This is a genomic window from Nocardia sp. NPDC056611 (genome assembly GCF_042792755.1).
Classification (GTDB): domain Bacteria; phylum Actinomycetota; class Actinomycetes; order Mycobacteriales; family Mycobacteriaceae; genus Nocardia.
The window spans coordinates 295,219-321,940 of sequence record NZ_JBHTVV010000004.1 but is presented as its reverse complement, the minus strand read 5'-3'; the positions used below and the strand labels follow the sequence as shown (position 1 = coordinate 321,940).

Sequence of the window (26,722 nt, the reverse complement as noted above, 5' to 3'; positions counted from 1 at the left end):
ACCGCGCCGATACCCGCGACGGGTACAGATCGACCTATCCGCGGGCCATATCGACGAATCGGCTGAGGTGCAGCTGGTGCGCGACCGTGATGGTTGCGGTGGGGCCATTTCGGTGTTTGCCCAGAATGAGGTCCGCTTCACCGCCGCGAGGGTCGTCGCGTTCGAAAGCGTCAGGTCGGTGAAGCAGGATAACCATGTCGGCGTCCTGTTCTAGCGAGCCCGATTCGCGAAGATCGGAGACCATGGGGCGCTTGTCGGTTCGCTGTTCCGGACCACGGTTGAGCTGCGAAATCGCGATCACTGGGACCTCGAGCTCCTTCGCCATCAGCTTGAGGCTTCGGGAGAACTCGGAGACTTCCTGCTGTCGGGATTCGACCTTCTTACCGGAGCTCATCAGCTGGAGGTAGTCCACAACGATGAGGCGAAGGTCGTGCCTTTGCTTCAGCCGTCGAGCCTTCGCTCGAATTTCCATCATCGTCAGGTTCGGCGAATCATCAACGAACAGCGGCGCTTCGCTGATCTCGCTCATGCGCCGCGCCAGCTTGGTCCAGTCGTCGTCGCTCATCCGCCCCGAACGCATATCGCCCAGTTTGATTTTCGCCTCCGCGGATAGGAGGCGCATGACGATTTCGGTGCGGCTCATTTCCAGGGAGAAGATGACGCTGGCCATGCCGTGCTTGATGGAGCAGCTGCGCATGAAATCCATGCCCAGGGTGGAATTGTGAGTCGGGATCATCGCTCGGCTCGCGAGGTAGAGGTGATCCGTGTTGTCCACCTCCACGCAGCGGACCGGGACCGATGCGATCGGACGAATGTCCACGATGAAACGCGAACTGGAGCGCGATGTATTGGCCGCGCCACGTCGTTGCTTGTGCAGCAGCTCTTTTCGGCTCAGACCGAAGACCTCGTCCTCGGTGGCGAAGGTCAGGGTGTAGGCGGTCGAACTCGCTTCGGTACGGCCTCGGACTCGCTTGGTCGACAGCTGGCAGCGGTAGCCGAGGCTCACGATCAGCTCTTCGGTATCCCGGGCAAGCTGCTCGTTGGTCACTGCGAACTGGACCGAGCCGCCCTTGGTGACGGTCCCGTCGGTGTCGAGCAGGCCGGCGAGCAGGGCGCGTCGTTGTGTCTCGGAAGCGCGCAGGTACTCGGCAGGAATGTGCTTGTCGTTGAGCACCCCGATGGTGCGCAGACGAGCTTGCACACTTCCGACGGAATTGCGGCAGGACTGGCACAGACGCAGTCCGATGGACGGGCCGCCGCACTGCGGGCAGGTCGGGCTGGGTGCTGGACCGGAGACGAAACGAGCTTTACCACCGCAGGATCGGCCGCAGGTGCGGACCTCGCTGGTGTATGGGATGAACTCCGTACCGCAGACGATGCAGTCGCGCGGCTCGATCGGTGCGTCCTCGGGTAGCCGGAGGCTGTAGCGCAGCGGTGCGGAATCCGACTGCGTCGCCACGATGCCCTCGTTCTCGATCCGATACACGATCTCGGGGTCGGCTGTGGTCAGCTGCGCACACGCCGAACTACCGTCGCCGAGCCAAGCACCCAATGTGTATGGGGGCAAGAGCAGCTCGCGCTCGGGCAATTGCAGTGCCTCGGTGTTGACCACCGAGTGGTTGAGCCGTCGATCGGCGGTCTTGCAGCGCACAGTGGCCGCGATTTCGGCAGTCGTCCGCACTTCCGCGAAGGTCTTCTGATTCCGACACCGATTCTGGCCGGTAGCGGCCTGCTGCGCCGACCGGCGCGAGGATCGTGTCTCGGTGAGCCACTGATGCTGTTCATCCGCGACTATGACTGTGCCGTCGGAGAATTCGACCTCAAAGCAGGGCCGGTCCAGCATCACCTCGGTGGCGGCAACCACGCGGGTGGGTCGGCCCTGCGCATCCAGCAACTCGTCGCCGACCTTGACCTCGCCCATGGTGGTCCAGCCGCCCGGTGTGGGCAGCGGGGTATCGAGTGCGAGAGCCTTTCCGACGCCGGGTCGAGCTGCGACGATGACCATCTGGCCGGGGTGGAGGCCGTTGGTGATCTCGTCGAGTTCGGTGAAGCCGGTGGGGACGCCGAGGGAGATGCCGCCTCGGGAGGCGATGGAGTCGAGTTCGTCCATCGTGGGCTGGAGGATGTCGGTGAGGGGGGCGAAGTCCTCGCTGGAGCGGCGTTCGGTGACGTCGTAGAGCTCGGCCTGGGCGCGGTCCACGACCTCGGCCACGTCCTGGCCGTCGGCGCCCGCGTAGCCGTACTGGACGATGCGGGTGCCCGCTTCGACGAGGCGGCGCAGCACCGACTTCTCCGCGACGATCTCGGCGTAGTAGCCGGCGTTGGCGGCGGTGGGGACCGTTTGGGTCAGGGTGACGAGATACGGTGCGCCGCCGATGCGTTTGAGTTCGCCCTTGCGGTCCAGGGTGGCGGCGACGGTGACCGGGTCGGCGGGTTCGCCGCGGCCGTAGAGGTCGAGGATGGCGTCGTAGACGGCCTGGTGGGCGGGGCGGTAGAAGTCGCCGGGGCGGATGACTTCGACGACGTCGGCGATGGCGTCCTTGGACAGCAGCATGCCGCCGAGAACGGACTGTTCCGCCGCCATGTCATGAGGCGGCTGACGGCCGAAATCCTCACCGGGAGCGTCGGGATAGTCGGCGGGCCCGTGCTCGTCGTGGCCGCGATCGTCGACGACTGCCATGGGCTCGACCGTCCTCTCTGCTCGCGCCGCAACGGCGTGCAAGACCCGTTGTACGCCAGCGCACCGACATGTTGGGACCGCCACGCTCGAGCCGTGGTCACGACCTCGAAGGCGAACCTAGGCGACCGGGCGGTGACCCGCCAAACCGAGCTGTGTACACACCTGTGGATAACGTGGGTATTGTTCACCGCCCGTTGTGCACCCCCTGTGGAAAACTTGGGGACAACAGTCGATGTCGCTGCTCAAAGCGCTGGTAGTGGCGGAATTCTCACTGTTCGCAACTGTGGATCAATTTCGTGCGGCGTGTCGCTGGACGGCAACGGCCGGGCGTGTTGGGTAAACGAACGGTCACGCGGGTGTGGCCGGTCACACAACGAAAACGGTTGGTTTGCTGGGCAATCCACAACCGATCCGAAATCTGGCGATTCCTGAGCAAACAAAGAAATCGGAGGCCGCCCCCACGGGTGAGGCGGCCTCCGATCAACCGAATTACTCGGCGGCAGTGACCTGCAGGTCGACCTTGGCGACCACATCCGGGTGCAGATGCACCACGACACCGTGCTTGCCGGTGCTCTTGATGTGGGCCTTCGGCAGCTCGATGCTGCGCTTGTCGACGACCGGGCCGCCGGCGGTCTTGATCGCCGAGGCGACGTCGGCCGCGGTGACCGAACCGAAGAGCTTGCCGGTGCCGGCGGTCTTGACCGCGAGCGACACGCCGGTCAGGCCCTCGATGGCCTGCTTCAGCTCGTTGGCGTGGTCCAGGTCGCGCACGCGGCGGGCATCCTGTGCCCGGCGAATGCCCTCGACCTGCTTCTCCGCGCCACGGGTGGCGACAATCGCCAGGCCGCGCGGGAGCAGGAAGTTACGGCCGTAGCCGTCCTTGACTTCCACGGTGTCGCCGGGCGCACCGAGGTTGTCGACATCAGCGGTGAGGATGAGCTTCATAGCTGTGTCTTCCTTTCTCAGCGAGCGGTGGACACGTAAGGCAGCAGAGCGACCTCACGCGAGTTCTTCACGGCGACAGCGATATCGCGCTGGTGCTGGACGCAGTTGCCCGTCACCCGGCGCGCGCGGATCTTGCCACGGTCGGACACGTACTTGCGCAGCAGCGCGGTGTCCTTGTAGTCGATCTTCGCGCCGGCCGTGTTGTTCTTCTTGCCGGCCTTGTCTTCCTTGCAGAAGGTGCAAGCCTTCTTCTTCAGCACCTTTTCGCGTGCCGGTGCTTTGGCCATGGTCTTTCAACTCCGTAATTTTGGGAATCTCGCCGAAGCGGATTCCGGGGAAAGCCGTTGTCTAGAACGGCGGTTCGTCGTCCATGGGCCCGCCCCCGAAGGAGCCGGCCGCGGGGGCACTGCCCCACGGGTCGTCGCCGGCGCTCTGGCCGCCACGACCCCCACCACTGCCACCACCGGAGAAGCCGCCGCCGCTTTGCTGGCCGCCGCCTCCCTGTCCGCCACCGCCGAAGCCGCCGCCACCACCGCCACGGGTGGTCTTGTTGACTTTCGCGGTCGCGTACCGCAGGGAGGGACCCACCTCGTCGACTTCGAGTTCGACGACCGTGCGCTTCTCACCCTCGCGGGTTTCGTAGGAGCGCTGCTTCAGTCGTCCGCTCACGATCACTCGCGAGCCACGGGTCAGGCTCTCGGCAACGTTCTCCGCAGCTTCACGCCAGATGTTGCAGCGCAAGAAAAGCGCTTCGCCGTCTTTCCATTCATTGGTATTACGGTCGAACACACGGGGAGTCGACGCGACCGTGAAGTTCGCGACGGCCGCTCCCGCGGGCGTGAATCGAAGCTCGGGGTCAGCCGTCAAATTGCCGATGACGGTGATGACCGTGTCGCCCTGGGCCATGGTTCCTCCTGCTTTCCGGTGCAGTCCGCAATGCGCTCGCGTTCACCGGTCAGCCTAGAGATCGGCACCGACGGTTACGAGCGACGTCGCGGGAGGACTGGTCTTACTTCTTGTCGAGGCGCAGCACCTTGGTGCGCAGCACCGACTCGTTCAGGCCCAGCTGGCGATCGAGTTCGCTGACGGTCTCGGACTTGGCGGTCAGGGTGACGACCGCGTAGATGCCCTCGGCCTGCTTGGCGATCTCGTAGGCGAGACGACGGCGACCCCAGATGTCGACGTTGTCGACCTTGCCGCCCTCGGACCCGACAACACCCAACATGTTGTTCAGGTTCGGGCCGACGGTGCGCTCATCCATCGCTGGATCGAGAATAACCATCACTTCATAATGACGCACGGACCTCATCACCTCCTGTGGACTGTGAACGGCCCACGGACTGTCCGTGGGCAGGAGGGTTCGTTGCGTCAGCAACCCGACAAGGCTACATGAGCGGCCGCGACGAACAGAAAAGGGGTCCGGACGGCGTTCACGGCGTCGGATCCGGGGTAGATAACCAAGGCGTGGCCTGCGAAATCGGGCCAGTCCAGATTTTGAACAGGCGAACTCGCCGACCAGCCACCTAGGGTGATGCCCATGCCGAATCGACCGGTCGTCAGCGTTGCGGCCGCTCCCCGCCGTCGCGATGCGCGCGGGTCGATGATCGCGGTCGTCTCGACGCTGGTGTGCGGGGTCACCTTGCTGATCGCGTTCGTGAACAAGGCGCGCTGCGCGGTCGGCCCGTACGACGAATCCGGGCGCAGCGTGCTCTTCGACGTGATCAAGGATTCGGATGTCTGTTATTCCGACATCCAGTACTTGTGGCTGGGTCGCGGCATCGATCACCACGTCTTTCCGTATATAACCGGCGGCATCACCCCGGACGGTCAGCTGACCGGCGGCGCGGTGGAGTATCCGGTGCTCAGCGGCCTGTTCATGTGGATCGGCGGAATCGGCGCGCACACCGACGCGGCCTTCCTGTGGCATTCGGCGCTGCTGCTGGCTCCGTTCGCCTTGTTGACCGCGTACCTGCTGGCCCGGATGGCCGGTCCGGCGGCATTGTTGTGGGCGGCCGCACCGCCCTTGGTGCTCTACGCCTTTCACAATTGGGAACTGCCGGTGGTCGCGACCGCGGTCGCCGCGTTCTATGTGATGACGACGCTGACCCGGTATTCGCTGCGGGATCGCGCGATCGCGGCGGCGGTGTTCCTGGCGATCGGCTTCTGTTTCAAGTTGTATCCGGGCATCTTCGTGCTGCCGTTGCTGATCTATGTGCTGCTCGGTGAATATCCCTTGCGGGAGAAGCGATTCGATGTGCGCGGCGCACTGATGGTGGCCGCGACCGCGATCGGCACGGTGGTCGCGATCAATCTGCCGTTCGCGCTCGCGGGTTACGACGGCTGGCGTGCGTCGATCACCTTCCAGCAATTGCGGCAGGCCGATATCACCACGAATTCCATCTGGTACTGGGGGTTGCGCCCGCTGTTCGGTCCGTCGCAGGAGTCGGAATCGGCCTTCCAGCACCTGGTGTCGGTGCTCTCGCCGACGCTGGTGGTGGGGTCGTTCGTGCTGGCCTGCTGGCTGGGGGTGCGCCGGTATCGGCTGGCGGGGGTGTATCCGTGGATCGGGGTCAGCGGCGCCATGCTGTGTGGATTCCTGTTGTTCCACAAGGTGCATTCGCCGCAGTACACGCTGTGGCTGATCCCGTTCCTGGTGCTGCTGCGGGTGCCGTGGAGCCTGGTGATCGCGTATCTGCTGGCGGACCTGTGTATCGGCGTCGGTGTCTTCCGCTACTTCTACGAGCTCGGGTCGGGTCATCCGTACGAGGTGGAGCAGTATCTGGTGCAGATCGGCGTGTGGGGGCGGGCGGTGCTGCTGCTGGTGTTCTTCTTCGTGTTCGTGTCCGCCTCGGAGCGGTCACCCTTCCGTATCGGTGTTCCGGGCGCGGAAAGCCTTGCCCTTGGCTCGGTTTCCGCAGACCGCCATATCGCACCACCGGCGCGAACCGCCGCGTGAGGTGTCCAGGTAGAGGCGGGTGCAGGCGTCTCGCCCGCATTCCTTGAGCCGTTCGCGTTCCGGGCCGCCGAGTAGTTCGACGGCCGAGCGGGCGATGGCGGTGAGCGCGGATTCGATGGTCCCGCCGCGGGTGACCGAACCGTCCGCGCGCAGCGTGAGTTCGGGCGGCTCGGCGTGCGCGTGCCGGTTGAGCAGCTTGCGGTCGGCGTCTTCGAGGGGTTCGCCGTGCAGGGTGGCCTGCATGAGCCGCCAGGCCGCTTCGCGCAGCTGGAGCGCGGGTTCGAGGGCGTCCGCGCAGTCGGGCGCGGTGTCGAGGATTCCGGCCGCGACGGTCCATTCGCCCAGGTCTTCGGCGCTGGTGAGGCGTTCGATGAAGGTGGTGCGCCGTTCCTGTGCCGTGCCGATGAAGTTCAGCGCGAGATTGCCGCTGACGAACAGGTGCGGGTCGGCGAACGATGACATGTCCCGATCATAACCCCCTTGACAGGTTATGTAGCGCGGTGCGACGGTAATAACCACCTGAACGGGTTAGCGCTTGGAGGGATCATGGAGAACCGGCTCTTGGACGTGGCGGGCCCACCGGCCCTGATCCTCATGTGGAGCAGCGCCTTCATCGCCGGGATCATCGGCGTCGGCGCGGCCCCGCCGATGCTGGTGCTCTTCGCCCGCTTCGGCATCGCGGGCGCGCTGCTCATCGCGTTCGCGCTGCTGACCCGTGCGGTCTGGCCGCGCGGCCGGACGCTCGCGCACACCCTGGTGGCGGGCCTGCTCATGCAGATGGTCCAGTTCGGCGCGTTCTACACCGCCATGCACGAGCACGTCACCGCCGCGGTGATCTCCCTGGTCCAGGGGCTGAGCCCGGTGGTGATCGCGGTATTCGCCGGGGCCCTGGGCGAATCCGTGAGCGCGCGGCAGTGGCTGGGCTTCGGCGTGGGCGGGGTGGGCGTCGGCCTCGCGGTGCTGGATCAGCCGGCCTTCTCGCTGCCGGGGCTGCTGCTGTGCGTGGTCGGGCTGCTCGGCCTGAGCCTGGGCACCGTGTACCAGAAGCGCTTCACCCCGGCGCTCGATCCGCGCACCGGCACCGCGCTGCACATCGCGGTCAGCGCTCCGCTCGCGGGCGCGATGGCTTGGGCGGGCGGCGATTTCCGCATCGCCGATCCCGCCCGCTTCGCCGGTTCCATGGTGTGGATGGTGCTGGTGAACTCCATCGGCGCGTTCCTGCTGCTGAACACCATGCTGCAGCGCTGGGACACCACCCGCGTCAGCCGCTTCTTCTTCGCCATCCCGGCTGTCACCGCGGTCATGGCGTGGCTGGCCATCGGTCAGCCGTTGCGCCCGTTGACGATTGCCGGGCTGGCGGTCGGGCTGTTGGGCCTGGTGCTCGCTTCCCGCCGCGCCGCAGCACCCGAACCGGAGCGTGTTCCGAAACCGGGCCCGGTCGCCGCGGGCCCCCACCTCGCGGTCGGCTCACAGCCGCAGCGGGTGTGAATCCACTGGCGGCGGGGCGTCGCGGGCGCGATTTCCGTGACATCCCGGCCGCTTCGTGCTTCCAGCGTCCGGTCCAGGCGCTGCGCCCGGCAGACTGTGCCTATGCTGCACCTGCGGATTCTCTCCCCGGCCGCCATGACCGACGACATCCTCGAGGTCCTGGAAACCGACGACGCGGTGACCGGACTGGTCCTGGTCCGCGGCGCGGCACTGCGTCCGCCCGGTGACCTGATCACCGCGCAGATCGCCCGCGAGGCCGCCAACGACCTGGTGGCGCGGCTGCGCGCGATGCGCGTGCACCAGGAGGGCAGCATCGAGATCGATCAGGTGGGTACCTGGTTGTCGCGCAGCGGTTTCGAGGCCGAGGTGCGGACGCCGGGCAGCAGTACGGATTCCGTGGTCTGGGCGCAGGTGGCGCAGCGGGCCTACGACGAAACCGAACTGAACTGGACCTACCTCAGCTTCCTGACGCTGGCCATCATCATCGCGAGCATCGCCATCGTCACCGACTCCCAGATTCTGACCGTCGGCGCGATGGTGCTCGGCCCGGAGTTCGGCCCCATCGCGGCGCTGGGCGTCGCCCTGGTCCGGCGGCGCTTCGTGCTGTTGCGACTGGCCCTGCGCACCTTGGTGTTCGGCTTCGTGGCGGCCATCGGCGTGACCATCGTGCTGGCGCTGATCGGGCGCGCGCTGGGCTGGATCACGGTCGCGCAGGTGACCGGGCCGCGCCCGGCGACCCACTTCATCTACACCCCCGACAAGTGGTCGTTCATCGTGGCGGTAGTGGCGGGCGCGGCGGGCGTGCTGTCCATCACCTCGGCGAAATCCCTCGGCCTGGCGGGTGTGTTCATCTCGGTGACCACGGTGCCCGCCGCGGGCAATATCGCTCTCGGTGTGGCCATCGCCGACGGTGCGACGGTCTGGGGCAGTCTCGCGCAGCTGCTGGTGAACATCGTGGGCATGGCGATCGCGGGCTGGCTGACCCTGCTCCTGCAACAGGCGCTGTGGTCGCGGGTGTCGGTGCGGCGCGCCAAGCATCTGGCCGTCCCGCGCCGCATGGTCTGAACAGAAAAGCCCGCCGTCCGAAATCGGACGGCGGGCTTCGTGTTTCGTGTGCGGGTCAGCTCAGGCTGGGCGACTTCTCCAGTTCGGGTTCCGCATCGTCGGCTTCCGCTTCCTCGCGCCGGTTGCGAATGATGCTGGTGATGAACGCCGCGCCGATGAACGCCACGCCGACCAGACCGCTGATCACCTCGTTGACGTGCACGCCGATGGTGATGAGCAGGATGACCGCCAGGGCGCCGATGGCCCAGAACGCGCCGTGCTCGAGGTACACGTACTCCGAGAGGGTGCCCTTGCGCACCAGGTACACGGTGATCGAGCGGACGAACATGGCGCCGATCAGGCCGAGGCCGAGGGCGATCAGGATCGGGTCGGAGGTGATGGCGAACGCGCCGATCACGCCGTCGAAGGAGAATGAGGCGTCGAGCACTTCCAGGTACAGGAACAGGAAGAACGCCGCCTTGCCGGTCGCCTTGACGACTTCGGAGGGTCCGCCTTCGCCGCCCGCGTGTTCCTCGGTGTGGAAGAGCGATCCGAGTCCGTCGACCACGATGTAGGTGATGGTGCCGAGGATGCCGGCCAGCAGCACGGTGCCGCGGTCGTCGTCATGGGCGATGAACTCGGCGGCGATCACGATGCCCGCCAGGGTGAGCACCACCGCGAGCATGTCCAGCTTGCCGAGCTTGGCCAGCGGGCGTTCGATCCAGCCCAGCCAGGTGACCTCGTGCTCCTCGAGGATGAAGTTGAAGAACAGCAGCAGCAGGAACGCGCCACCGAAGGCCGCGATCTGCGGGTGCGCGTCGGTGAGCAGCTTCTCGTAGGAGGCGCTGCCGTCGGGGAAGGTGAGCGCGCCGTCCGCGGGCGGGTTCATGGCCAGGTCGAACGCGCGAACGGGGCTGAGCCCGGCCGTGATCCACACGATGGCCAGCGGGAACACCAGGCGCATACCGAACACGGCGATGACGACGCCGATGGTCAGGAAGATGCGCTGCCAGAACTCGCTCATCCGCTGCAGGATGCTGGCGTTGATGACCGCGTTGTCGAAGGATAGGGACACCTCGAGGATGCCCAGGATGGCGCACAGCACCAGGGCTGTGGGTCCGCCGTACACCAGCGCCGCGATCAGCGACAGTACGGTGACGATGATGGAGAGGCCGAATATTCGCACCGCAGTGGGCCTTTCGTTGTGCCGGGGTCGGGTGACATGCCGGTCGAGCGGACACACGAAGAGGGCTCGTGCGACCGAGCCCTCGACGTGTCGCCGTGTGTTCTATTGAGACGCTGGTACTTCGCGTCGGTCGCGAGCTGGTCGCGTCAGACGTTGACGCCGAAGTCCCGGGCGATGCCCGACAGGCCCGAGGCGTAGCCCTGGCCGACGGCCCGGAACTTCCACTCACCATTGTTGCGGTAGAGCTCACCGAACACCATGGCGGTTTCGGTGGACGCGTCCTCGGACAGGTCGTAGCGGGCCAGCTCGGTTCCGTTGGCGCGGTCCACGACCCGGATGTAGGCGTTGCGGACCTGGCCGAAGCTCTGGCCGCGCGAGTCGGCGTCGTAGATCGAGACCGGGAAGAAAATGGACTCCACGGCCGGCGGGGTGTTGGCCAGGTCGATGTTGATGACCTCGTCGTCGCCCTCGCCCTCACCGGTGAGGTTGTCGCCGGCGTGCACGATGGTGCCCTCCGGGGACTGCAGGTTGTTGAAGAACACGAAGTGCTTGTCCGACAGCGCCTTCTTGTCGCCGCCGGTCGCGATGGCGCTGGCGTCGAGGTCGAAGTCGGTGCCGGTGGTGGTGCGCACGTCCCAGCCCAGGCCGACCGCGACCTGGGTCAGGTTCGGCGCCTGCTTGGTCAGTGAAACGTTACCGCCCTTGGACAAACTGACACCCATTGCGGGGATCCTTCCGTTGTTTAGCGTTCGAAGCGTTTCTTGTCTAACGGCTTCGCCCACTGTCCAGGTTCCGCCGTCGTCGACAGTAATGGTTTCCCCAAGCCATGGGTAGGAATGGGTCAAGGCAACCGTGCGACGACAGCCTGTCACAGGACAGGGTCACACACTCCATCGCCGCGGTCGCGGCAATCGTCAACGCGTGGCCGAGATGTTCGCCGACGCACGGTCGCCGTGATCGTCCAGGGTTGCCTACGATCGTGGCGTGGCAGGCCGTCGAAGCGGATGGTTCCGGGCACCCCGGAACAACGAATGGGTGCAACAGGCCCGGTCGATGCTGACGGCGGCCTTCCTCGATATGGACCGGCGGCAGAGCATCGCCGAGGCCGCCGTCGCCGCGTCCGCCGCGCTGTTCCCCGAACGCGGCGCGGCCGCGCGCTGGGAACCGGTGCGTGCTCGCTGCTATGACGCGTCCGGCGCCTACCTCGCCCTCGACGAGCGCCTCGAGCAGGTCGAACGCGACGGCACGGGGGTGATTCCGCAGCCCGAGATCGACGGTGTGGTCCGTCGGCTCACCGACGCCGCGCGGGCGGTCGACGACTTCTACCGCGGGGATCAGGCCCACCTCGAGCACGCGGTCGCGGTGTTCGGCTCGGTGCCGCAACTGGTCTCGCAGACCCGCGCCGACGCGCAGCGGGTCCGGCAGCAGGCCGACGCCTCCCCGTACGCCGCCTACCCCTCGGTCCGGCAATGCGCGGCGGCTCTGGATGAGGCGCTGCTCACACTCGAGGCCGCCGCGATCGGCGGCGCCGGGGGCCCCGCCCGCGACGCCGCGACCCGGCTCGAGTCCCGCACCCGGGAGTTGTCCAGCGCCCTGGAAGCCGCTCCCGGCAAACAGCATTCGGCCACCACCGCGCTGGCGTCGGCGGCCACCAGGCTCGATGCCGCCCGCAATCGTCTGGACCGCGTCGCCCCGGCCATGTCCGCGCTGCTGCGGGAATTCGCGGCTGCGTCATCGAACGATTTGGCCAACAATGAGCGACAAGCCCGGGAGGCCGTCGAGGCCGCCGACGCGGACCTGACCCGCGCCCGGGCCGCCCTGGCCGCCCACGACCCGGAGGACGCGCTCGACCTGACCACCACCGCCCGCGCCCGCCTCGCCGCCGCCGAGGAGAGCGCCGAGGCCGTCACCGACCGGCTCGCCCAGCTACGCGCGGTCCGGGAACAACCGGCCGAGCGCGCCAAGGCCGTTCGCTTCAAACTGCGCGACGCGCAGATGCTGGCGGTCAACAAGGGCGTCGTCCCGCAATGGGGATCGGTGCTCGACGCCCAGGCCGAACGCCTGGACCGGGCCACCGCGGGCCTGACCGGCCGCCATCCCGATTACTGGGCGTACGTGTCCGAACTCGACGCGATCACCGCGTTCGTCGCCGGAGTCGTCGAACGCATGCGAAATACCGACAGATAGAACGAAAGTCACCAGGAGGACGTCCGCGACGATGACCGCGATGATCACCAGCGACTCGGACGTCGCACCGGTCTCCTTGCGGAAGCGCTTCCCGCTGCGGCATTTCCGGCAGGTTCCGGGCCCGGAGCTGCGGCGGCTGTTCTACCGCCTGCCCGAGGCCTTCGGCGGTTCCCGCGATCGCGACCTGCTCGCCATGGCGCTGGGCGCGACCCTGTACGTGCCTGCCACCCGGGCCGACCTCACCGCCACCATCCTGCGCCGCGCCGAACGCGGTGTCTGCTCGATGGTCATCGACCTCGAGGACGCGGTCGCCGACCACGCCGTCGAACACGGGAAGTGGCAGGCCGCCGCCACCCTCGACGAACTGGCGGCCAGCGGCGAGGCCTACCCGCTGCTGTTCGTGCGGGTGCGCGACCCGCAGAGCATCGGCGAGATCGCCGGACGACTCGGGGCGGGCGCGACGGCGCTCACCGGATTCGTGCTGCCCAAGTTCGACAGCGGCTGCGCCGCCGACTACCTGCACGCGCTGGAACTCGCCTCGGAACGGCTGGACCGCACCGTCTTCGGTATGCCGGTGCTGGAATCTCCCGCGCTGGTGCACCGCGAGACCCGCGATCGGGAACTCGGCCGCATCGGTGAGCTGCTCACCGTGCACCGCGACCGCATCCTCGCCGTCCGCATCGGGGCCACGGACATGTGCTCCACCTTCGGGATTCGCCGCGACCGCGACCTCACCATCTACGACGTGCGCGTGGTCGCCGACGTCATCGCCGACATCGTCAACTATCTGGGCCGCGCCGACGGCACCGGATTCACCATCACCGGACCGGTGTGGGAGTACTTCGCCGATCACACCCGCATGTTCCGGCCGCTGCTGCGCACCGCGCCCTTCGCCGAGGTGGACGCCGTGCCGTTCCGGCAGTCGCTGGTCAGCCGGGACATGGACGGGCTGCTGCGGGAGATCACCCTGGACCGCGCCAACGGCATCCAGGGCAAAACCGTCATCCACCCCACCCACGTCGCGGTCGTGCACGCGCTGTCCATCGTGACCCACGAGGAATACGCCGACGCCGCCGACATTCTCAGCACCGGCGCGGGCGGGGTCGCCGCCTCCGAGTACCGCAACAAGATGAACGAGATGCGCCCGCACCGCAGCTGGGCCCACCAGATCATGCTGCGCGCCCGCGTCTTCGGCGTCGCCAACAAAGGAGTCTCCTTCGTGGACCTGCTCAAGGCCCTGGTCGAATCGTGACCGCCGACTCCGCCCTACCCTCGGCCACCCGCGAACTCCCCTGGGCCACCCGGGAACTCGGCCTCACCCTGCGCCACACCGGCACCTGCCTGCCCGGTCCGGAATGGCGCGTGGAGACGCTCGTCGAACCCGGGCTGCGCCGCAACCCGCGCCGCGCCCACCTGCTGGTTTCGACGGTGCTCGGCAAGCATCTGCCCACCGACCCGCACCGGGTGCTCGAGGCGGGGGACCGGCTCGGCGACCTGGTGCTCGAGGTGCTCGCCGCGTCCGGCGACCGGCCCGGCGTCGCGGTGGTGCTCGGCTTCGCCGAAACCGCGACCGGGCTCGGCCACACCGTGGCGGCCCGCATCGGCGCCCGGTGCTACCTGCACTCCACCCGCCGCGACGTGCCGACCGCCGACACCCTGGCGGGCTTCGAGGAGGGCCACTCGCACGCCACCTCCCACCTGCTGCAACCCATGCCCGCCGCGGTCTTCCACAACGACCTGCCCATGGTGCTCGTCGACGACGAGATCTCCACCGGCGCAACGGCACTGGACGCCGTCCGCGCCCTGCACGCCCTGACCCCGCGCACGCACTACATCCTGGCGTCCCTGGTGGACATGCGGACCGACGCCGACCGCCGCGCCTTCGAGCAGGCGGCCGCCGACCTCGGCGCGCGCATCGACACCGTCTGCCTGGCGGGCGGGCGCACCGTGCTGCCCGCGGACCTGATCGACGCGGTCGCCGCACTGCCCGAACCCGTGCTGAACCCGGTCGCCGAACGCCGGGGCGCCTGCACCCGGGTCGAGATCCCCTGGCCCCACGATGTTCCCGAGGGCGGCCGCCACGGCTTCCTCGACTCGGACACCGCACCCTTCGAGGCGGCGCTCGCCCGCGCCACCAAGGCCCTCTCCGCCGAACTGGCCGAGCCGCGGCCGGTCATCGTCATCGCCCACGAGGAACTCATGTACCTGCCGCTGCGCATCGCGGCGGGGTTGGCGGACAACGGGATTCCCGCCCGCTACCAGACGACGACGCGTTCGCCGGCCTATGTTCTCGACCAGCCGGGGTACCCGCTGCGCCGCGGATTCCGCTTCACCGCGCCCGAGACCGGCGAGGACGCTCCGCGATACCTGTACAACGCCCGGTGGCCGGGCGAGGACCGTACGGCGGACCATCCGATCCTGCTGGTCGTCGTCGACACTCCGGCGGACACCGAACGGCTCACGGCCGCGGGCGGACTCGTCGACGTGCTCACCGCGTCGGGTTCCGATGTGCTGCTGGCCGTGCTGACCGAATCGGACCCGCGCGCGCTCGCCGCGACGCGGTCGGCGCCGCCGGAACCGTTGTACGGGCCGGAGTTCGGGTCGTACCCGCGCGACGAGGTGGCGTGGCTGCTCACCGATCTGTCCGGCGTCGCCCTGGAAGCCGATGTCGCCGAGCGTGAGCGGCGGATCCAATCGGGGGCGGCGCACTACGCGGAGTCGCTGCCGGTGGAGTACCAGCCGGACGCCGAGTATCGGGAGCTGTTCGACCGAGTGCTCGAGCAGAGCGCCGAGCGGCTGGCGCTGGCGGTGGCGACCGTCGCGGAGCTGGTGGTCGCCGAGCGCGGGGACGACATCGTGCTGGCGTCCCTGGCGCGGGCCGGGACGCCCGTCGGCGTGCTCATGCGCCGGTGGCTGGGCGGCCGGGGGATCGAGGTGCCGCACTACGCGGTGTCGATCGTGCGGGATCGCGGAATCGACGCGGCCGCACTGGATCACCTCGCGCGCCACCACGATCCGGCGCGGGTGGTGTTCGTGGACGGATGGACCGGCAAGGGCGCCATCACCCGTGAGCTCGACGCGGCGCTGGCGGCGTATCACGCGGCGGGCGGGGCCCGGTTCGATCCGGACCTGGCGGTACTGGCCGATCCGGGCGGCTGCGCGCGGACCTTCGGCACGCGCGACGACTTCCTGATCGCCTCCGCATGCTTGAATTCGACCGTGTCGGGGCTGATTTCGCGCACGGTGCTCAATGACCGGCTGCTCGGGCCCGGACGGTTCCACGGCGCCAAGTTCTACCGCGACCTCGCGGGCGCGGACCAGTCCAACCGCCTGCTGGACGCCGTGAGCGGCTGCTTCGACCGGGTGCGCCCGCAGGTGGACGCGCGGGTGCGCGAGCTGCTGGCCGCCGACCGGACCCCCACCTGGGCCGGCTGGGCCTCGGTGGAGCGGGTGCGGGCCGAATACGGGATCTCGAGCGTGAACTTCGTGAAACCCGGTGTGGGAGAGACCACCCGGGTGCTGCTGCGGCGGGTGCCGTGGCGGGTGCTGGTGCGTGATCCCGACGCGGGCGAGCACGCGCACATCCGGCTGCTCGCCGCGGCGCGCGGCGTGCCGGTCGAAGTCGTGCCGGATTTGGCGTACGCCTGTATGGGCTTGATCAAGGAAGTGAAGGGGTAGCGGGTGCAGCAGCGCGAGGTGATGGTGGCGACCGATCTCGATCGGACGCTGATCTATACGCGAGCGGCCTTCGGGAACGCGGACCCCGACAAGGTGTGCGTGGAAGAGTATGAGGGACAGCCGCTCTCGTACATGACGGTGACGGCGGCCGAACGGCTCGAGATCCTGGCCGAGACCTCGGCCGTGGTACCGGTCACCACCCGCACCATCGAACAGTTCCAGCGCATCCGCCTGCCCGGCGGGCCGTGGCCCTACGCCGTCACCAGCAATGGCGGCAGCATCCTGCGCAACGGCCTGCCGGACCGGCGCTGGCGTTCCGCCCTCGACGCCCGGGTGCGCGCCGAATGCGCCACCCTCGTCGAGGTTCGCGCGGAACTGCGGGCCCGCGTGGACGAATCGTTCGCGCTGCGACTGCGCGAGGCCGACGACCTGTTCTGCTACCTGGTCGTGGACCAGGACCGGCTGCCCGCCGGATTCCTCGCCGACTGGGACGCCTGGTGCCGCCCGCGCGGCTGGACGGCCTCGCAGCAGGGCCGCAAGATCTACGCCATGCCGACCCCGGTGTGCAAAAGCCATGCGGTGCGCGAGGTTCGACGCCGCATGCTCGACTCGGGTGAACTGCGCGCCGGGTCGCCGCTGCTGGCCGCGGGCGACGGCTCACTCGACGCGGAGATGCTGATCACCGCCGACGCCGCCATCCGGCCCCGCCACGGCGAGCTGGAACAGCGGAACTGGAGTCATCCCCGGGTGGCGGTCACCGCGGCGTCCGGTATCCGGGCGTCCGAGGAGATCGTCGACTTCTTCCTGGGCGCCGCGGTCCCGCGCTAGGCGTCAATTCACGGTCAGGGCGCGAACTTTCGCGACGGCCCGGGCCGCGTCGGGACCGGTCGCGCGCACTTCCAGCCGATGACCGGGGAGTACGCCGAGGGTGAGGACGCGGGTCAGGCTGTCGCCGGGCACCGGTCCGATGCCGGTGGTGTCATTGCGAAGTTCGACGTGTGCGTCGAAATCCCTGAGGGCCGAGACCAACTCGGCGGCGGGGCGGGCATGCAATCCGTGCCGACCGGTCACCTCGAATATCTCGATGACAGCCGAGTTATCCACAGGTGCACTACCTGTGGATGGATGTGGATCGATCGCGACCCCCGGCTCCGCGGAGGAACCGAGCTGCGACCGCTTCGCGGTGAGCGCGCCGTCGGCTTCGCGGGCCACGGTCTCCAGATCAGCGCCCCCACCCGCCATGGCCAGCGCCGCGACCAGACCCTCGACCAGCGGCGCCGCGGAGAGATGAACCCGCACTGGGGATTCGAGCAGATCGAGCGCCGTCTCGGCGGACAGCACAGCGCTCCCCAGATCCATCAACACCAGCACGCCGTCCCCGGAATCGGCCTCCCGGACAGCGTCGGCGACCATGACCGCGTCGGTGCCGAATTCCTCCGCGGACAGGCCTGCCGCGATCCGCACCGCCACGCCCTGATCCGGCAGCAACCCGGCGGCCAGCGCCACCGCGGCCTCGGCCAGCGCGCGGCTGTGCGAGACCACCACCAGTCCGATCATCGCACGGCCCGCCGCGCCGCCCGGACCAGCAGGGCGGCACTGGTCGCGCCCGGATCCTGGTGTCCCGCACTGCGTTCACCCAGATACGACGCCCGGCCCTTGCGCGCCACCAGCGGCGTCGTGGCATCGCGACCAACCTCCGCCGCGGCGACCGCGGCATCCAGGGCCACCTCGGCCGAAGCGCCACCCGCGACTTCCTCGTCCAAGGCATCGGCGGCGGGACCGAGGGCATCCACCATGGTCTTGTCCCCGAACTCGGCCTTTCCGCGCGCGATCACACCGTCCAGGCCCGTCCGGAACGCCCGCGCGAAATCGACGATGTCCGAACCGCTGTCGATGGCGCCGGCGAAGCGCAGGAAGAACGTGCCGAACAGCGGACCGCTGGCGCCGCCGATGGTGCGGATCAGCACGAGCGCGGTCTGCTTCATGGTCTCGGCCGGTGACGACGAATCATCCAGTGCCGCAACGGCCGCTGTCATTCCCCGCCGCATATTCGTCCCGTGATCGGCATCGCCGATGGCGGCGTCCAGTGCGGTCAACTCCGTGGCGTGTTCGTCCACCAGCGCCGCGAATCCGCGCACCCACGCGGACACATCGACCGCCGCCATCAGATGCCCCACCGCAGCGCCGGAGTCCGCACCGGCGCGTCCCACAGCGCCGTCAGCTCCTCGTCCAGGCGAGTCACCGTGACCGAGCAGCCCGCCATGTCGAGTGCGGTGATGTACGGCCCGACCAGCGAGCGCTCGACGTGGATCCCCCGCCCGCGCAGGATCCGCGCCACCTCGTCGAACATCAGGTACAACTCGATGAGCGGCGTCCCGCCCATGCCGTTGACGAAGCACAGCACCCGATCACCCGCCGCGAACGGCAGATCCGCGAGAATCGGCTCCAGCAGCATCCCCGCCACATCGCGGGCTGGGGCCAGCGGCACCCGCTCCCGGCCGGGCTCGCCGTGGATGCCGATGCCGATCTCCATCTCGGCGTCGCCCAGCGCGACGGTGGGGTGCCCGACGGCGGGGACGGTGCAGGAGGTCAGCGCCATCCCCATGCTGCGCGAGCACGCGTTCACCAGTTCCGCGATGCGCACCACCGCGTCGAGCGGCCGGCCCTGTTCGGCGGCCGCGCCCGCCATCTTCTCCAGGATCACCGTCGCCCCGACACCCCGCCGCCCCGCTGTGTAGGTGCTGTCCTGTACTGCCACATCGTCGTTCACCACGACCGTGCGGACCTCCGCACCGGATTCGGCGGCGGCCAGTTCGGCGGCCATCTCGAAATTCATCACGTCGCCGGTGTAGTTCTTCACGATGTGCAGCACGCCCGCCCCGGAGTCCACGGCCGCGGTGGCGGCCTGGATCTGATCGGGCACCGGGGACGTGAAGATCTCGCCGGGACAGGCCGCGTCGAGCATGCCGAGGCCGACGAAGCCGCCGTGCAGGGGTTCGTGTCCGGAGCCGCCGCCCGATACCAGGCCGACCTTGCCCGGGCGCGGCGCGTCGGCGCGCACCACGATGCGTTGTTCGGCGTCCACCCGCAGTTCCGGATGCGCCGCGGCCATCCCGGCCAGGGCGGCGTCCACCACATCGGCCGGATCGTTGATGAGCTTCTTCACCGAAATCTCCCGTCGGAAGGCCGGTTCGGGTCCCCGTGAGTCAGACTCGCACCGCCGGTGCGGCGGCGATGTGGTTTCGGGCTTTTGGGACGGGATTCGGGCTAAGCCAGCGGTTGCGCGGGTTCCTCGAGGGAACGGGCCAACTCGATATCGGTGACCAGCTGCACCATCAGATCCCGCAGTTCACCGTCGGGCAGATGGTCGGCGGCGAATTCGAACGGCTCGGAGACGTCCAGGCCGCCCTGGGTGGCGGCCAGGATCACCCACGGAATCCCCACCTCGGCCACGCCGAGCCGTTCCCGGATCAGATCGGTGGTGTCCTCCACCAGGGCGGTGCGCGCGGCCACCGCGGCCGTCATCCGCTCGTCCAATTCGATCCGGCGGCGCTCCAGCAGACCCGCGTCCACCGTCGCCTCCTGTTCCGGCGTGGTGCGGACCGAACCGTCGTCGTAGACCTGGAAGCCCTCGTTCACGCAGAGGGTGCCCAGCGACACCTCGGCCTCGGCCAGCTCCGGCAGGGTGCGCAGGCAGTCCAGCACCGCGTCCAGCGCCGCCACCAGGCGGTCCCGAATATCGCGGCGGCGCACCAGCTCCCGATCGGCGTCCTCGCGCTCGGAGAGCACCTGCTCGACCGCGCGCCCGATCTGGAAGGCCATGGCCGTGGATTCCGGGGCCCAGCCGCCGCGCGGAGTGAACTCGCCCTCCTTGGGCGTGATGGTGTCCAGGAAGGCGTTCACCGCGTCCAGCAGGTCGCGCAGCTGGTCGCGGGACACGGCCGGGTGCCGGAAGGCGCGTAGGTACTGTTCGTGCGCTTCCGCGGGTTCCACCTCACCGTCGCTCACGGTGCCGATACTGCCACGCGTTCCCGGCATACTCGGCTACCACGCCTCCGGCTCGTGTCGCCATGTTCTCGTAGAGTGGCAGCGACCGCACCGTCAAGCGAAGGGTCGATCGTGTCCGCAGTTTTGGTGAAGGGCCAGAACGGTCCGCTGAGTGTCCACGAACTGGTGATCAGCGTGGAGGTGGCCGCACCGGCCGATCTGTCCGCGCTACTCGTCACCCCGGCGGGCACGGTGCGCACCGACGCCGATTTCGTGTTCTTCAACCAGCCCTCCGGGCCGGGGGTGACACTGCGCCCCGGCGCGCCGGGCACGCCCGCCGTGCTGGCGGTGTCGCTGGACGCGATTCCCGCTGATATCGAACAGCTTCGGGCCGTCATCACCCTCGACGACGCCAACGGCAGTTTCGGGCAACTGTCCGCGCCCGTGGCCCGGGTCTCCGACGCCGCCGGAAACTCGCTGTACGAGTACCGGATCGAGGGTCTGAGCACCGAATCCATCGTCATCGCACTGGAGTTGTACCGCCGCCAGGGCAGCTGGAAGGCCCGCGCGGTCGGGCAGGGGTACGCGGGGGGCTTCGCCGCGCTGGTCACCGACCACGGCGTGCGCGTCGACGACGCGCCGCAGCCCGCCGCGCAGCCCGCGCCCGTGTCCGCACCCGCACCCGAGCAGCTCGCCCCGGCCACGGGCGGATACCCGCCCCCGCCCGCGCAATTCGAGCCCACGGGCGGTTACCCGCCGCCCCCCGCGCCCACCGGCGGCTTCCCGCCGCCCCCCGCACCCACCGGCGGCTTCCCGCCTCCGCCGCCGCCCGCGCCACAGGCCGATCGCGATCTGCCCACCGGCCACGTCGTCAGCCTGGTCAAGGGTCAGCGCATCAACCTGCGCAAAGAGGGCGGCGCGGCACTGAGTTACGTGAAGATGGGTCTGGGCTGGGACCCGGTCAAGCGCGGCGGCATCTTCGGCAACAAGGCCGTGGACGTGGACCTGGACGCCTCGGTGGTGATGTTCGCCGGACACGGACCGGTCGACGTCGTGTACTACGGCAGCCTCACCTCCAAGGACGGGTCCATCCGCCACCAGGGCGACAACCTGACCGGTGAGGGCGAGGGCGACGACGAGGAGATCAGCGTCGACCTGTCGCGCATCTCGCCGTCGGTCACCACCCTGCTGTTCATCGTGACCTCCTACAAGGGCCACACCTTCGAACAGCTCGCCAATGCCTACTGCCGCCTGGTGGACAGCGCCACCAATGCCGAGATGGCACGCTTCACCCTCACCGGCGGCATGCCGTTCACCGGCATGGCCATGGGCAAGATGTTCCGCGCGGCCCCCGGCGCGGACTGGAAGTTCCAGGCCCTCGGCGAGGGCTTCCAGGCCAAGCACCCGGGCGAGGCCGTACCGCAGCTGGCCCGCTTCCTCTGAGGCGATGAGCGGGCCCCGGCCCTGAGCGTCGGCTCAGGGCACGGGTTCCGGCCGGCGCGGCCACAGCCAGGACGGCAGCCACGGATCCTGAGGATCCGGGGCGCGGTCGAGCACACCGCCGCCCGGATCGTCGGCGCCGTCGCGGCGCACCGGATCCTCGGCCGGACGGTAGATCTGGCGGATCACCAGGACGCACAACGCGATCACCGCCAGATCGCGCACCACCACGGTGCCGGTGAACCACTGCTCGGGCAGACCCTTGTGATCCGGGCCCAGGTAGTAGTACATGCGCGGCACCCACACCAGGGCGTCGATCGTCATCCAGGCCAACAGGATCCGCCGGTGCGGCAGCGCCAGCACGGCCAGCGGCACCAGCCAGATCGAATACTGCGGGCTCCACACCTTGTTGGTCAGCAGGAACGCCGCCACCACCAGGAAGGCCAGCTGCGCCAGGCGCGGCCGCCGCGCGGCGGTCAGGCCGATCCAGCCGATGCCCGCGCACGCCGCGATGAACAGCAGCAGCGACACCGTGTTCAGCACGGTCGGCACGTCCTGCGAGCCGAGCACCCCGTCGAATCCGGCCCAGCCGGTGAACGAGGTGATCACGTTGTAGATCGAATCCGGGTCCGCGTGCCGTTCGGTGTTGAGCCGGAAGAACTCCCACCAGCCGTTCGGGTACAGCGCCGCGATCGGCGCGTTCACCGCCAGCCAGGTGATCGCCGCCGACGCCACCGCCGCGCCCGCGGCCCGCATCGGCGTCAGGCCGCCGAAGGCCGCGTCGTCCTCATCGCGCCGTTCGGCGCGGACGCACAGGATCAGGATCGGGCCCAGGAGCAGCAGCGGATACAGCTTCGCCGCCCCGCCCAAGCCCAGCAGGATGCCCGCCAGCACCGGACGGCGGCGACCCCAGGCCAGCAGGCCGCCCGCCGCGAAAGCCGTTGCCAGCAAATCGAAGTTGGTGAACGCGTGCACCGCCACCAGCGGCGACAGCGCCACCAGCGCGGCATCCCAGATCCGCCGCCCGGCCGACAGCGCGGTCGCCCAGATGGTCACCAGCCAGGCCAGCGCCAGGCCGATCGCCACCACATTGAAGTAGATGACCACCTCGAGCGCGCCGCTGCCCGGCAGCGGAGAGACCTTCCACGCCTTGGCGATTCCCATGGAGACGTACTGGTACATCCCGGACAGCACCGGGTACTCCATGTAGCGGACCTGCGGTTTGCCGTCGCTGAACTCGACCCACTGCTTCTTGTACGGGAACGCGCCCTCGTTGAGATGCTCGGCGCCGTACAGCGGGACCGTGTCCGAGTAGCACATGGCCAGGTACTGGCGGCCGTTGTTCCAGTCCAGGCCCATGACTCCCGAGGAGTCCGGCCGCTGCTGGATGCAGCCCGCCTTGCCGAACCAGCCGAACGCCAGGAACAGCACCGCGAACGCCATCAGCACCCGCATCGGGGTCCAGAAGCGGACCCGGCCGATCACCGCGTGGTCGCCCACCGGGCCGCCGAGCGGATCGCACAGCTGCGCGGTCAGCGTGTCGGTGCGACTCGGCTTGTCCCGGTCGTCGACCGACTGCAGATCGGCCGCCAGCGGCGCCGGCGACTCGTAGCCGACCGGCGTATCACGCTGCGCGCGAGCCTGTTCCACTCCTGCTGCCTCCCCCGGCTCCGGCGCCGCGCCGGCCGGTCCGCTCGCGGCGGCCGACCGGTGCGCCAGTTGCTGCTCGATCACGCCAGCAGGCTACCGATTCGGCCGTCCATTGCCGTTGCCGGTACCGCCACCGCTGTTCGGAGCCGTGGTCGTGGCGCCCCCGTCCGCGGGCGCGACCGGTTGCCCGGACATCGGACCGGTGCCGCCGCCCTGCTGTTCCTGGGTGGGTTCGGGCTGGGTCTGCTGCCGCTGGTTCTGCGGATTCGGCGCCAGGCCCGGCACCGGGATGGAGAACCCGGGCAGACCCGGAATCGGCATCTGGCTGGTGGTGACGACCGGGGGCAGCGGCGCCTCGGTGGTCGAGGGCGCGGTGTACGGCGCCGACCAGGACGGCACACCACCCTGCGAGCTACCGATATTGCCCGGCTTCGGGAAGGACTCGTTCGTCGTGCCCTTGAGCGCGCCGTCCATGGTCGACTTCCAGATGTCGGACGGCAGGCCCGAACCGTAGATCATGCCGCCATTGGCGTTGCGCAGCTTCTCGTTTCCGGCGGCCGTGCCGATCCACACCGCGGTGGACAGCGACGGCGTGTAGCCGACCATCCAGGCGTCCTTGTTCTCGATGGTGTCGCCCAGCTGGGCGGTACCGGTCTTGGACGCGGACTGGCGGTCACCCGCGAGCTGATGCTTGTTCGAGTACTGCGCGATCGGCTTCATCGCGTCGGTGACGTTGTCGGCCACCGCCGCCGAGACCTTGCGCTCACCGGCCACGTCGCCGCGATCCATCAGCACGGTGCCGTCGGAGGCGACCACCTTGGTCACGAAGTGCGGCGCGTGGTACATGCCCGACGCGGCCAGCGTGGCGTACGCCGAGGCCATGTCCAGCACGCGAACGTTGTATTGGCCCAGCACGATACCGTTGTTCGGCGACGAGCCGTCCGGCTCCACCAGCGTCTTGCCGATGCCGTCGACGCTCGCGGGGATGCCGAGCCGGTGCGCCATGTCGGCGATCTTCTGCGGGCCGTTGCCCGGCATGTCCAGCATCATCCGGTAGAAGCTGGTGTTGTAGGACCGCTTGGTGGCCTCGGCGATGGTGCACATGCCGCAGTTCTCGTCGGCGACATTGTGGATCTCGATGCCATTGACCTTGAACGGCGAGGAGCTGTCGTACATGGTCGAGAGCGGCTTGCCCAGTTCCAGGTTCTCGGCCAGGCCGAACACCTTGAACGAGGAGCCCGGCTGCAGACCGGCATTGGCGAAGTCGAAGCCCTGGCCGTCGGAGCCGCCGTAGTAGGCGCGCACCGCACCGGTCTTGGGATCCACCGACACCACCGCGGCCTTCAGCTTCTCCGGCTCGCCGTCCATCACCTTGTTCACCGCGTTGACGGCGGCGTCCTGGGCCTTCTGATCGATCGTGGTGGTGATCTGCAGGCCCTGGGTGTTCAGATCGTGCTCGGAGATGCCCGCGGCTTCCAGCTCCTTGAGCACCTGGGTCTTGATCAGGCCCTCCGGGCCCGCGTCCAGGGTCTTGTCGTGCTGCGCCTCGGCGGCCGAGATCACCGCCGGGTACTGCATGTTCGCGCGGTCCGCGGCGGGCAGGTTGCCGCCGTCGACCATGCCGTCCAGCACGTACTTCCAGCGGGTCTGCGCGCCCTGCGGGTTCTTCTCCGGATCCAGGTTCGACGGCTGCTGAATGGTGGCCGCCAGTACCGCGCCCTCGGCCACGCTCAGATCCTGCACCGGCTTGTTGAAGTACGCCTTGGACGCCGCGTCGATGCCGTACGCGCCGCGGCCGAAGTAGATGGTGTTCAGGTAGGCGGCCAGGATCTGGTCCTTGGACCACTGCTTGGCCATCTTGGCCGAGATCACCAGCTCACGCAGCTTTCGGGTGAGCGAGTGCTCGTTGCCGACCATCGCGTTCTTCACGTACTGCTGCGTGATCGTCGAACCACCACCGGCGCTCGAATTGCCGGTCAGCTGACCGACGAACGCGCGGCCGAAGCCCTGGATCGAGAAGCCCGGGTTGGTGTAGAACGACCGGTCCTCGGCCGCGATGACCGCGTTGCGGACGTGCGGCGGGATCTGGTCGATCGTCACATCGGTCCGGTTGCCCTCGGGCGGAATGATCTTCGCCAGCACCGAATTGCCGTCGGCCAGGTAGATGGTGGCCACCTGGTTGTTCTTCAGGTCACCGGGCTGCGGCACGTTCACCGTCGAATAGGCGTACAGGAAGACCGTGCTGCCCAGACCGAGGACCAGCGCCATGCCCACGTAGATGGTCCGGCGGATGATCCGCCAGATGGAGGTCTTGCGAGGCGTGCCCTTACCGCCGCCCTGGCCGCCTCCGGAACCGTTGCCGCCCGGCCGCCGCGGCGGCGGGCCGGGAGGGGTGCCGCCCTGGGGCCGCCGGGTGGCGGGCTGGCCACCGGTCGGCGGCCGGTTGCCGTCGGCCGGGCGGGTCCGCGTCGCCGCGCCCGCGCCCGCCGCGGCGCCCGCGCGCGCCCCGCGATCGGAGACCCGCTGGCCGCGGTCCGGGGCGGCCGCCCGGGAGATGTGATTCGGAACCGCCTGTCGCGCGCCGGTGTTCACGCGCTGATCGGCGGCGGGGTTCGGAAGCTTGCGGGTCGCATCCGGATTGCCGGGTCTGGGCGGCGGCGACGCGGGCGGTCCGGGCCGACGGGCCGGCTGTCCGCCCTGCGGCGCGCCCCCGCGCGGCGGCTGGCCGTTCGGTCCGCGCGGCGGCATCCCGCCGGGACCACCGCCGTTGCCGCGCTGCGGGCCACCGGGCCCCATGGGCTGACGCGCCCCGGGCGGCGGCCCCGCGGGCCGTCCCCCCTGGGCCGGCGGCGGGTAACCACCGGGGCCGGGTTGCGAACCGCCACGGGGGCGGCCGCCGTGCGGTCCGTCGTCATAGGGCGATGTCACAGCCTGGCTCTCCAATTACTTCTCGATACGGTCCGGGTCCCCGGGCAGGGCTCGATGCGGTCACTGTCGGTGTACCGCGGCGGGCATGCGTGCCCGCGGATCAGCAGTCGACGTGGCCTCTCACTCGGCGGCCGTACGACGGGTGCCGGCGCGGCGTCGGCCCGTCGGCGCCGGGGCTAGGCCCAGCACATAGGACTGCACCAGATGGTTCCAACTACAGGTCCGGCACACCTCGACCACATGCACCGAGAACTCCTCGCGAGTCTCGGCCAACCGGACCAGTTCCTCCGGCGCGCGAGCGGAGCCCGCGACGGCGCCCAGGCCGTCGCCGTAGACCCACGAGACGAGTGTCAACTGCTCTTTCCTGCAGATAGGGCATGTGACCTCGCTTCCCCGCCCGTGGAACTTCGCCGCCCGCAGGAGGTACGGATTGGCATCGCACACATCCGCGACGTCCACCCGCCCCGCGTAGACGTCGGCCAGCAGGGACCGGCGCCGAAGCGCATAGTCCACTACCTGCCGCTGTATTCGCACGCGACCCAGAGTACTTGCG

General features: G+C 68.9%; 23 protein-coding genes. 8 read left to right on the top strand and 15 right to left on the bottom strand.

Annotation, left to right across the window (positions count from 1 at the left end; all coding sequences use genetic code 11):
- Positions 1-34: 34 nt before the first annotated feature.
- From dnaB to rpsF, 5 genes are all read right to left on the bottom strand, one after another.
- Entirely contained in the window at positions 35-2,680 is a 2,646-nt protein-coding gene (gene dnaB, locus ACFRAQ_RS22865; RefSeq protein WP_379102753.1) for a replicative DNA helicase, read from the bottom strand.
- Between the two features lie 489 nt (positions 2,681-3,169).
- Positions 3,170-3,625 carry a 50S ribosomal protein L9 gene (gene rplI / locus ACFRAQ_RS22860; RefSeq protein WP_357274672.1) on the bottom strand — a complete coding sequence of 152 codons (456 nt, stop codon included), beginning with the start codon at positions 3,623-3,625 and terminating at the stop codon, positions 3,170-3,172.
- Between the two features lie 17 nt (positions 3,626-3,642).
- Complete coding sequence (gene rpsR, locus ACFRAQ_RS22855) at positions 3,643-3,912, bottom strand: 30S ribosomal protein S18 (protein ID WP_040814320.1); 270 nt, start codon at positions 3,910-3,912, stop codon at positions 3,643-3,645.
- 61 nt (positions 3,913-3,973) lie between these two features.
- On the bottom strand, positions 3,974-4,531 hold the full coding sequence (locus ACFRAQ_RS22850) for a single-stranded DNA-binding protein (RefSeq protein WP_379102750.1): 558 nt from the start codon (positions 4,529-4,531) through the stop codon (positions 3,974-3,976).
- Between the two features lie 103 nt (positions 4,532-4,634).
- On the bottom strand, positions 4,635-4,925 hold the full coding sequence (rpsF, locus tag ACFRAQ_RS22845; protein WP_357274669.1) for a 30S ribosomal protein S6: 291 nt from the start codon (positions 4,923-4,925) through the stop codon (positions 4,635-4,637).
- A 237-nt stretch (positions 4,926-5,162) separates the two neighbouring features.
- On the opposite strand from rpsF, the gene ACFRAQ_RS22840 reads away from it, so the two are divergent.
- Positions 5,163-6,581, top strand: coding sequence for a hypothetical protein (locus ACFRAQ_RS22840; RefSeq protein WP_379102746.1), 1,419 nt, complete (start codon positions 5,163-5,165; stop codon positions 6,579-6,581).
- Here the strand turns inward: ACFRAQ_RS22840 and ACFRAQ_RS22835 are convergent.
- Positions 6,483-7,043: a CGNR zinc finger domain-containing protein gene (locus ACFRAQ_RS22835; protein ID WP_379102744.1), complete on the bottom strand. Its 561-nt coding sequence runs from the start codon at positions 7,041-7,043 to the stop codon at positions 6,483-6,485. The two genes, ACFRAQ_RS22840 and ACFRAQ_RS22835, sit on opposite strands and share 99 nt — an antisense overlap.
- Before the next feature lie 84 nt (positions 7,044-7,127).
- On the opposite strand from ACFRAQ_RS22835, the gene ACFRAQ_RS22830 reads away from it, so the two are divergent.
- Positions 7,128-8,069, top strand: coding sequence for a DMT family transporter (locus ACFRAQ_RS22830; RefSeq protein ID WP_379102742.1), 942 nt, complete (start codon positions 7,128-7,130; stop codon positions 8,067-8,069).
- 102 nt (positions 8,070-8,171) lie between these two features.
- On the top strand, positions 8,172-9,134 hold the full coding sequence (locus ACFRAQ_RS22825) for a DUF389 domain-containing protein (protein ID WP_379102740.1): 963 nt from the start codon (positions 8,172-8,174) through the stop codon (positions 9,132-9,134).
- 55 nt (positions 9,135-9,189) lie between these two features.
- Here ACFRAQ_RS22825 and ACFRAQ_RS22820 read toward each other — a convergent pair whose 3' ends face one another.
- Complete coding sequence (locus ACFRAQ_RS22820; RefSeq protein WP_379102737.1) at positions 9,190-10,299, bottom strand: DUF475 domain-containing protein; 1,110 nt, start codon at positions 10,297-10,299, stop codon at positions 9,190-9,192.
- A gap of 146 nt (positions 10,300-10,445) precedes the next feature.
- A complete protein-coding gene (locus tag ACFRAQ_RS22815) occupies positions 10,446-11,021 on the bottom strand; it encodes a TerD family protein (protein WP_357274658.1) in 576 nt (191 codons plus the stop codon).
- A 262-nt stretch (positions 11,022-11,283) separates the two neighbouring features.
- On the opposite strand from ACFRAQ_RS22815, the gene ACFRAQ_RS22810 reads away from it, so the two are divergent.
- From ACFRAQ_RS22810 to ACFRAQ_RS22795, 4 genes are read left to right on the top strand one after another with little or no spacing between them, the layout of a single operon-like run.
- On the top strand, positions 11,284-12,486 hold the full coding sequence (locus ACFRAQ_RS22810; protein ID WP_379102735.1) for a hypothetical protein: 1,203 nt from the start codon (positions 11,284-11,286) through the stop codon (positions 12,484-12,486).
- A gap of 40 nt (positions 12,487-12,526) precedes the next feature.
- Positions 12,527-13,738, top strand: coding sequence for an HpcH/HpaI aldolase/citrate lyase family protein (locus tag ACFRAQ_RS22805; RefSeq protein ID WP_379102733.1), 1,212 nt, complete (start codon positions 12,527-12,529; stop codon positions 13,736-13,738).
- Complete coding sequence (locus tag ACFRAQ_RS22800; protein WP_379102731.1) at positions 13,735-16,164, top strand: phosphoribosyltransferase; 2,430 nt, start codon at positions 13,735-13,737, stop codon at positions 16,162-16,164. Before ACFRAQ_RS22805 ends, ACFRAQ_RS22800 begins: the two co-directional genes overlap by 4 nt.
- Before the next feature lie 21 nt (positions 16,165-16,185).
- Positions 16,186-16,992 carry an HAD family hydrolase gene (locus tag ACFRAQ_RS22795; protein WP_379103730.1) on the top strand — a complete coding sequence of 269 codons (807 nt, stop codon included), beginning with the start codon at positions 16,186-16,188 and terminating at the stop codon, positions 16,990-16,992.
- Positions 16,993-16,995: 3 nt separating this feature from the next.
- Here the strand turns inward: ACFRAQ_RS22795 and dhaM are convergent, their stop codons facing one another.
- From dhaM to ACFRAQ_RS22775, 4 genes are all read right to left on the bottom strand, one after another.
- Positions 16,996-17,721: a dihydroxyacetone kinase phosphoryl donor subunit DhaM gene (gene dhaM / locus ACFRAQ_RS22790; RefSeq protein WP_379102729.1), complete on the bottom strand. Its 726-nt coding sequence runs from the start codon at positions 17,719-17,721 to the stop codon at positions 16,996-16,998.
- Positions 17,718-18,329: a dihydroxyacetone kinase subunit DhaL gene (gene dhaL, locus ACFRAQ_RS22785; RefSeq protein WP_379103727.1), complete on the bottom strand. Its 612-nt coding sequence runs from the start codon at positions 18,327-18,329 to the stop codon at positions 17,718-17,720. Before dhaL ends, dhaM begins: the two co-directional genes overlap by 4 nt.
- Positions 18,329-19,330: a dihydroxyacetone kinase subunit DhaK gene (gene dhaK, locus ACFRAQ_RS22780; RefSeq protein ID WP_379102726.1), complete on the bottom strand. Its 1,002-nt coding sequence runs from the start codon at positions 19,328-19,330 to the stop codon at positions 18,329-18,331. Before dhaK ends, dhaL begins: the two co-directional genes overlap by 1 nt.
- Before the next feature lie 101 nt (positions 19,331-19,431).
- A complete protein-coding gene (locus ACFRAQ_RS22775; protein ID WP_379102723.1) occupies positions 19,432-20,172 on the bottom strand; it encodes a hypothetical protein in 741 nt (246 codons plus the stop codon).
- 111 nt (positions 20,173-20,283) lie between these two features.
- Between ACFRAQ_RS22775 and ACFRAQ_RS22770 the strand changes: the two genes are divergently transcribed.
- Complete coding sequence (locus ACFRAQ_RS22770) at positions 20,284-21,594, top strand: TerD family protein (RefSeq protein WP_379102721.1); 1,311 nt, start codon at positions 20,284-20,286, stop codon at positions 21,592-21,594.
- Positions 21,595-21,627: 33 nt separating this feature from the next.
- On the opposite strand, the gene ACFRAQ_RS22765 is transcribed toward ACFRAQ_RS22770, so the two are convergent.
- The 3 genes from ACFRAQ_RS22765 to ACFRAQ_RS22755 all read right to left on the bottom strand — a co-directional run bounded on the left by ACFRAQ_RS22765 (position 21,628) and on the right by ACFRAQ_RS22755 (position 26,703).
- Complete coding sequence (locus ACFRAQ_RS22765; RefSeq protein WP_379103725.1) at positions 21,628-23,241, bottom strand: glycosyltransferase family 87 protein; 1,614 nt, start codon at positions 23,239-23,241, stop codon at positions 21,628-21,630.
- A 93-nt stretch (positions 23,242-23,334) separates the two neighbouring features.
- A complete protein-coding gene (locus tag ACFRAQ_RS22760) occupies positions 23,335-25,509 on the bottom strand; it encodes a transglycosylase domain-containing protein (protein ID WP_379103723.1) in 2,175 nt (724 codons plus the stop codon).
- 780 nt (positions 25,510-26,289) lie between these two features.
- The gene (locus tag ACFRAQ_RS22755) at positions 26,290-26,703 is read right to left on the bottom strand and encodes a DUF5318 domain-containing protein (protein WP_357274638.1); all 414 of its coding nucleotides are present in this window, start codon (positions 26,701-26,703) and stop codon (positions 26,290-26,292) included.
- Positions 26,704-26,722 lie beyond the last annotated feature (19 nt).

Bases quoted from the DNA above. Each gene is read 5' to 3' on its own strand.
- dnaB (WP_379102753.1), bottom strand. From the start codon at position 2,680: ATGGCAGTCGTCGACGATCGCGGCCACGACGAGCACGGGCCCGCCGAC.
- rplI (WP_357274672.1), bottom strand. From the start codon at position 3,625: ATGAAGCTCATCCTCACCGCTGATGTCGACAACCTCGGTGCGCCCGGC.
- rpsR (WP_040814320.1), bottom strand. From the start codon at position 3,912: ATGGCCAAAGCACCGGCACGCGAAAAGGTGCTGAAGAAGAAGGCTTGC.
- ACFRAQ_RS22850 (WP_379102750.1), bottom strand. From the start codon at position 4,531: ATGGCCCAGGGCGACACGGTCATCACCGTCATCGGCAATTTGACGGCT.
- ACFRAQ_RS22840 (WP_379102746.1), top strand. From the start codon at position 5,163: ATGCCGAATCGACCGGTCGTCAGCGTTGCGGCCGCTCCCCGCCGTCGC.
- ACFRAQ_RS22835 (WP_379102744.1), bottom strand. From the start codon at position 7,043: ATGTCATCGTTCGCCGACCCGCACCTGTTCGTCAGCGGCAATCTCGCG.
- ACFRAQ_RS22830 (WP_379102742.1), top strand. From the start codon at position 7,128: ATGGAGAACCGGCTCTTGGACGTGGCGGGCCCACCGGCCCTGATCCTC.
- ACFRAQ_RS22825 (WP_379102740.1), top strand. From the start codon at position 8,172: ATGCTGCACCTGCGGATTCTCTCCCCGGCCGCCATGACCGACGACATC.
- ACFRAQ_RS22815 (WP_357274658.1), bottom strand. From the start codon at position 11,021: ATGGGTGTCAGTTTGTCCAAGGGCGGTAACGTTTCACTGACCAAGCAG.
- ACFRAQ_RS22805 (WP_379102733.1), top strand. From the start codon at position 12,527: ATGATCACCAGCGACTCGGACGTCGCACCGGTCTCCTTGCGGAAGCGC.
- ACFRAQ_RS22795 (WP_379103730.1), top strand. From the start codon at position 16,186: ATGGTGGCGACCGATCTCGATCGGACGCTGATCTATACGCGAGCGGCC.
- dhaM (WP_379102729.1), bottom strand. From the start codon at position 17,721: ATGATCGGACTGGTGGTGGTCTCGCACAGCCGCGCGCTGGCCGAGGCC.
- dhaL (WP_379103727.1), bottom strand. From the start codon at position 18,329: ATGGCGGCGGTCGATGTGTCCGCGTGGGTGCGCGGATTCGCGGCGCTG.
- ACFRAQ_RS22760 (WP_379103723.1), bottom strand. From the start codon at position 25,509: ATGGCGCTGGTCCTCGGTCTGGGCAGCACGGTCTTCCTGTACGCCTAT.